We start from the raw sequence: 5,301 nt of genomic DNA on the forward strand, positions 1-5,301 counted from the left end.
CAAAGATAGACTTTAATTTCGGCGGAGGAAAAGCGGGTCTTATGTACTTTATAGTCGCAATCATTATTCTTTTAGTTTTGGCAAAGCCGTTTACTATCATTGAAGAGGGTGAGCGCGGTATTTTAAGTACTAACGGTAAGTATCAGGACCAAGCACTTCTTCCGGGATTGCATTTTATATTTCCTGTTATCCAAAAAGTTTACATAGTAGATACAAAAGTACGTATCATCAACTATGCGTCAAGCATTGAGGCAGGTGGCGGAAGCGTGGCATCTGGAATAAATGCAAAACCTGCTATCACGGTTCTTGACAAGCGCGGACTTCCGGTTTCAATCGAACTTACTGTTCAATACAGGCTTAATGCTCAGTTTGCGGCTCAGACAATATCAAACTGGGGTTTCAGCTGGGAAGATAAAATCATCAATCCGGTTGTAAGAGACGTAGTTCGTAATGTCGTAGGTAAACATGATGCAGAAGTTCTTCCGCAGATGAGAAACTCAATAGCTGCTGAGATAGAGAGCGGTATAAGAGCAAGTGTTGCAGGTTTGGAGAACGCTCCTGCCGATCTACAGTCTGTTCAGCTTCGTGAAATTTTACTTCCTCCAAAAGTAAAAGAGCAGATAGAGAATGTTCAGATAGCAAAACAGCAGGTTCAACGTGCAGAGCAAGAGGTTCTTCGTGCGGAGCAAGAAGCGCTTAGACGTGCGGCAGAATCAAGAGGTATTGCAGAAAAAGCTAGAATTGAGGCTCAAGGTTTGGCAGATGCGGTTACTATTGAAGCTGATGCAAAATCAAAAGCTAACTACCTAATCTCAAAATCACTTACTAATCAACTGTTGCAGTTAGAGCAGATTCAGGTTCAGGGTAAATTTAACGATGCACTTAAAGAGAATAAAGACGCTAAGATTTTCTTAACACCTGGCGGTTCAACTCCGAATATCTGGGTTGACATGAAAGATGCTAAACAGAGAACATCTTCAGTTACAGAGTAAGCAGACAGATGCAAGAGGTAATACAAAGAATTGACTGGCAAAAGATTTCCCTTCTGCCGGTAGTTGTTCAAGACAGCACAAGCCAAGAGGTCTTGATGATGGCATATATGAACAAAGAGGCTCTAAAGCTATCTCTTGAAACAAAAACAGCGCACTACTTCTCTCGCTCCAAACAACGTATCTGGAAAAAAGGCGAGAGCAGTGGGCATATTCAGCAAATAGAATCCTTCAACATAGATTGCGATAACGATACTCTTTTGATAAAAGTCGTACAAAATGGCGTTGCGTGCCATACAGGGAGACGCTCATGCTTTTTTACTGAGCTTGAATCAGGTGAGATTACGAGTGAAGTTGAAGTAAAGAGCGAAGCTATTTATGGTGTTATAGATACCCTTTATCACACCATTCAGGAGCGTAAACATGCTGACCCGACTACCTCATGGACGGCAAAACTTTTAAGCAAAGGTGAAAATACGATTTTGAAAAAAGTTGTAGAGGAAGCCGGAGAGTTTAGTTTTGCATACAAAGATAACGATGAACATGAGATAATCTATGAAGCTGCTGATTTGACATATCACGTTCTTGTGGCTCTTGCCGCAAAAAATATCTCTCCGGATAGAGTAAAACAAGAGCTTGCCCGCAGATTTGACATGAGCGGAATAGCAGAAAAAAACTCAAGAGAAGCGTAGCAAAAGATGGATGTAGTCACAGAATTTATCAAAGAGCTGATAATCTATGATTTCATTCTCTTTGGTTCTCTGCTGCTCTTTTTTATCCTCTTTATTGTACTTGGCGTATTTCTGCGCAACAGGATAATCTTGGCTATTTTAATCATATTTTTCGCATTTATAACTCTTTTTGCGGGTTCATTTTTTGGCTATATCGCAATGCATAAACATCTCTTTAAAAACGAAACCGTTCTCCTTAGCGAACAGAGATTGAACTTTACCGATGCGGTTGTCGTATATGCAAAGCTAAAAAATATATCTAATAGAGATTTTAAAAACTGCAAAGTAACCGCAACAGCTTATAAGGCAAGCGGTAATAAGCTGAGAAACTACCTATATCGGCTTAAGCCCATTGTTAGAATGTCGATAATTGAGAATGATATATGTATTGGTGATGAGCGCGATATAAAGCTTATTATTGAGCCATTTACCTACAAAAACGATTATAATATTTCACTTGGAGCTGACTGCAGATGATTACACTCTTTAACTATTGGCACTATCTTGTTATTGCTCTTATGACGGTTACCATCGTTGCAGGTGTTGTTTATGCATTTAAACAGGAGAATAGAAGTTTTATCTTACCAATTGTTTTTACCATCATGATAATATCAGTTATGCTAGGCGGAATAGGAGTAGCAGTTGTTGATAAATATACAAAGGTGGCAAAGCTCTACAAACTTGAAAATAAAAGAAATTTAAGCACAGAGCAAATTATATATTCAGGCATAGTAAAAAATGAGGGAAAATTTGAGATTGGCGAAGTTACTTTTGAGATAAAACTTGTGAACAAAGGACACGTTAGCGGCAACGTAAAAGGTGGCTCGTTCTACTCTCCTACAGGCTTTATGAGTTTCTTCGGTTTTAAGGCAGATGGAAGCAGCAGAAAAGAAAACAGACCGCAGCAGATTGTACATAAGTTTGTAGTGGCTAAAAATTTGCGTCCGGGTGAGTCTCAGGATTTTAGAGTCTATTTCGACTATCCGCCTTACTTTAGCGGGGTCTCTCACTTCTCAAAAGTCTACGCTCATTAATACTTAAGCCCAAAAGGCTTGAGTGCGGCATTTATTTTTTTAATCTGGCTGTTTTTGTCTCTGCACCACTCAGGAGCTAAAAGAGAGTTATCATCTATACCTGCAGTAATCCTTTGAACAGAGACGTCTGAGGGCTTCATAAGAAGAGATTTTATTAGCACATGCAGATAAACATTTTCTGTTATAGGAGAAAAAGCTCCTCTTAAAAAATCATTTGCAAGAGCAGTTTTTTTCACTACATAAAGCGGATGATATTTTACGGAGTCAATCCCCCATTCATAGGCCTCTTTTGCAGTTTCTAGCATCATCTCTTCGCTCTCGTTCGGAAGTCCGAAAATAAGATGCCCGCATACATTTAAACCTTTGCTTTTTGCCTTTAAAATCCACTCTTTGACATTTGCGCTGTCATGCCCGCGGTTTATTCTCTTTAGAGTTTCGTCATATATGGACTGTATTCCAAACTCAATCCATATCTCTTTTTTTTCATTCAGTTTTGCCAGATACTCTAATGTCTCTTCGGTTATGCTGTCTGAGCGCGTGCCGATGCTAAGACCGACAACATCATCAAATGAGAGGGCTTTTTCATAAAGAGCTTTTAATGTTTCAAGCGGGGCGTATGTATTTGTAAATGATTGAAAATAGACAAGAAATTTCTTGGCTCCATACTCTTCGCGCTGTCTTTTGCTGATTGCATTAAACTGCATCTGGAGTTGCTTAAGCTGTTTGTCTAGATTTGGATTTGTTTTTGAGTTAAGGTTTAGGTAGAACCCTTTAAGTTCTTGTGTTTCACCGGTACTTGCGCTAAAGGAGTCGTTTTCACAAAATGTGCATCCGCCCTTGGCGACCGTACCGTCTATATTTGGACATGTAAAACCGGATATGTTTATGCCCACTTTGTAGGCTTTGCAACCAAACTTATCTTTTAAGTAGTTGCCAAAGGTATAAATTTGTTCCATTAAACTATATATTTTCCTGTAAAACAAGCAGTACAGTAGTTGTCTTTTGTTGTGTTTACGCTTCTAAGAAGCGATGCTTCATCAAGGTATGCCAACGAATCCGCTTCGATAAACTTGCATATCTCATCAAGGGACATATTTGCAGCTATTAGCTTCTCTTTGTTTGGCGTATCAACACCGTAAAAACATGGATCGGTTGTCGGAGGGGAAGATACTCTCATGTGAACTTCGCTTGCCCCTGCCTCTTTTAGCATTCTTACAATTCTTTTTGATGTAGTGCCACGTACTATTGAGTCGTCCACAACAATCACTCTTTTGCCCTTAATGATATCTGTCATAGGGGAGAGTTTCATCTTAACTTTAAGGTCTCTCATCTCCTGCGTAGGCTCAATAAAAGTCCGCCCGATATAGTGATTTCTCATAATTCCCATCTCATAAGGAATCCCGCTCTCCTGAGCATATCCGATGGCTGCAGGAACACCGCCATCAGGTACAGGAATTACCATGTCGGCTTCAACAGGTTTAATAAGTGCCAATTCTCTGCCCATATTTTTTCTAGTCTGATAAACACTCTGTCCAAACACTTTTGAGTCAGGTCTTGCAAAGTAGACATACTCAAAAATACAGTGTTTAGGAGTAGGCTCAAAAACTTTTATGCTTTTTGGCTCTTTATCTTCGCTAAATATGAGAAGCTCACCAGGTTCTACGTCTCTTATAAACTCTGCACCGACAAGATCAAACGCACAAGTCTCACTTGCTACGATATAGCCACCGCTTGGAATTTTTCCAAGGCTTAGAGGGCGAAAGCCGTGTCTGTCACGCATTGCAAACATTTTTGTTCTGCTTAGAAAAACAAGTGAAAATGCACCCTCTATTTTTTGAACGGCATCAATAATTCTATCTAGGAGTTTTCTTTGTTCGCTTTTTGCAATGAGGTGAATGAGGTTTTCGGTGTCCATAAAGGTTTGAAAAATCGCACCTTTATCTATGAGTTTGTTTCTAATCTCTTCGGCATTTGTGAGGTTTCCGTTATGAACAATTGCCATTTCACCCAAGTCGTATCTTGCAAAGACCGGCTGTGCGTCCAAAATAGAGTCATCGCCTGCAGTAGAGTAGCGGGTATGACCTATAGCGCTTGAGCCTTTGAGAGTTTCGAGTTTTTTCTCGTCAAATACGCGCATAACTAAACCGCGTTTTTTTATTGTTTGAAGTTTGGTTCCATCTGAAGAGCTTATTCCGGCTGCTTCTTGACCACGATGTTGAAGTGCATGCAGTGAAAAATAAGCTAGTCTAGAAGCCTCTTTATTACCATAGATTCCTACAACCGCGCACTTTTCATTCATATCTTCTAGCACATTTTCTCCTCGAGAATATTTAATGGAATTATACTCAAAGCAAATTAAACAGAGTTGATTTTATAGTTCTAAACAGTCGCTTATGGAGTAGAGACCGTTCTCTTTGTTAACAAGCCAAGAAGCAGCTCTTATCGCGCCTTTGCTAAATGTGTTTCTTGAAGTTGCCGTGTGGTTTAGCTCTATAAACTCACCGTCATTGTAAAATCCTACAGTATGGCGTCCTACAATATCTCCGC

At 39.7% G+C, this 5,301-nt stretch carries 7 protein-coding genes; 4 read left to right on the top strand and 3 right to left on the bottom strand.

The genetic code is table 11. From position 1 onward, the window contains the following. The 4 genes from K0A91_RS10525 to K0A91_RS10540 all read left to right on the top strand — a co-directional run. On the top strand, nt 1–992 hold a 992-nt coding region (locus K0A91_RS10525; protein WP_295010143.1), incomplete at its 5' end, for a prohibitin family protein. A gap of 8 nt (nt 993–1,000) precedes the next feature. Continuing rightward, nucleotides 1,001–1,681 (top strand): bifunctional phosphoribosyl-AMP cyclohydrolase/phosphoribosyl-ATP diphosphatase HisIE, encoded by a 681-nt coding sequence (gene hisIE / locus K0A91_RS10530; protein ID WP_295010144.1) that lies wholly within the window; start codon nt 1,001–1,003, stop codon nt 1,679–1,681. Nucleotides 1,682–1,687: 6 nt separating this feature from the next. Beyond that, complete coding sequence (locus K0A91_RS10535; protein ID WP_295010145.1) at nt 1,688–2,197, top strand: DUF2393 family protein; 510 nt, start codon at nt 1,688–1,690, stop codon at nt 2,195–2,197. Continuing rightward, nucleotides 2,194–2,754 (top strand): DUF2393 family protein, encoded by a 561-nt coding sequence (locus tag K0A91_RS10540; RefSeq protein ID WP_295010146.1) that lies wholly within the window; start codon nt 2,194–2,196, stop codon nt 2,752–2,754. The genes K0A91_RS10535 and K0A91_RS10540 overlap by 4 nt, the downstream gene beginning before the upstream one ends. Here K0A91_RS10540 and K0A91_RS10545 read toward each other — a convergent pair. From K0A91_RS10545 to K0A91_RS10555, 3 genes are all read right to left on the bottom strand, one after another. After that, nucleotides 2,751–3,710 (bottom strand): TIGR01212 family radical SAM protein, encoded by a 960-nt coding sequence (locus tag K0A91_RS10545; RefSeq protein ID WP_295010147.1) that lies wholly within the window; start codon nt 3,708–3,710, stop codon nt 2,751–2,753. The genes K0A91_RS10540 and K0A91_RS10545 overlap by 4 nt on opposite strands. Beyond that, complete coding sequence (gene purF / locus K0A91_RS10550) at nt 3,710–5,065, bottom strand: amidophosphoribosyltransferase (protein WP_295010148.1); 1,356 nt, start codon at nt 5,063–5,065, stop codon at nt 3,710–3,712. The genes K0A91_RS10545 and purF overlap by 1 nt, the downstream gene beginning before the upstream one ends. A gap of 60 nt (nt 5,066–5,125) precedes the next feature. Then, nucleotides 5,126–5,301, bottom strand: a 176-nt coding sequence (locus tag K0A91_RS10555) for a dihydrodipicolinate reductase C-terminal domain-containing protein (RefSeq protein ID WP_295010149.1), incomplete at its 5' end; no start/stop codon positions are given.

This window comes from Sulfurimonas sp. (assembly GCF_019429335.1).
GTDB lineage: Bacteria > Campylobacterota > Campylobacteria > Campylobacterales > Sulfurimonadaceae > Sulfurimonas.

Excerpts from the sequence above, each read along its gene's own strand:
- hisIE (WP_295010144.1), top strand. The coding sequence starts at position 1,001 with ATGCAAGAGGTAATACAAAGAATTGACTGGCAAAAGATTTCCCTTCTG.
- K0A91_RS10535 (WP_295010145.1), top strand. The coding sequence starts at position 1,688 with ATGGATGTAGTCACAGAATTTATCAAAGAGCTGATAATCTATGATTTC.
- K0A91_RS10540 (WP_295010146.1), top strand. The coding sequence starts at position 2,194 with ATGATTACACTCTTTAACTATTGGCACTATCTTGTTATTGCTCTTATG.
- K0A91_RS10545 (WP_295010147.1), bottom strand. The coding sequence starts at position 3,710 with ATGGAACAAATTTATACCTTTGGCAACTACTTAAAAGATAAGTTTGGT.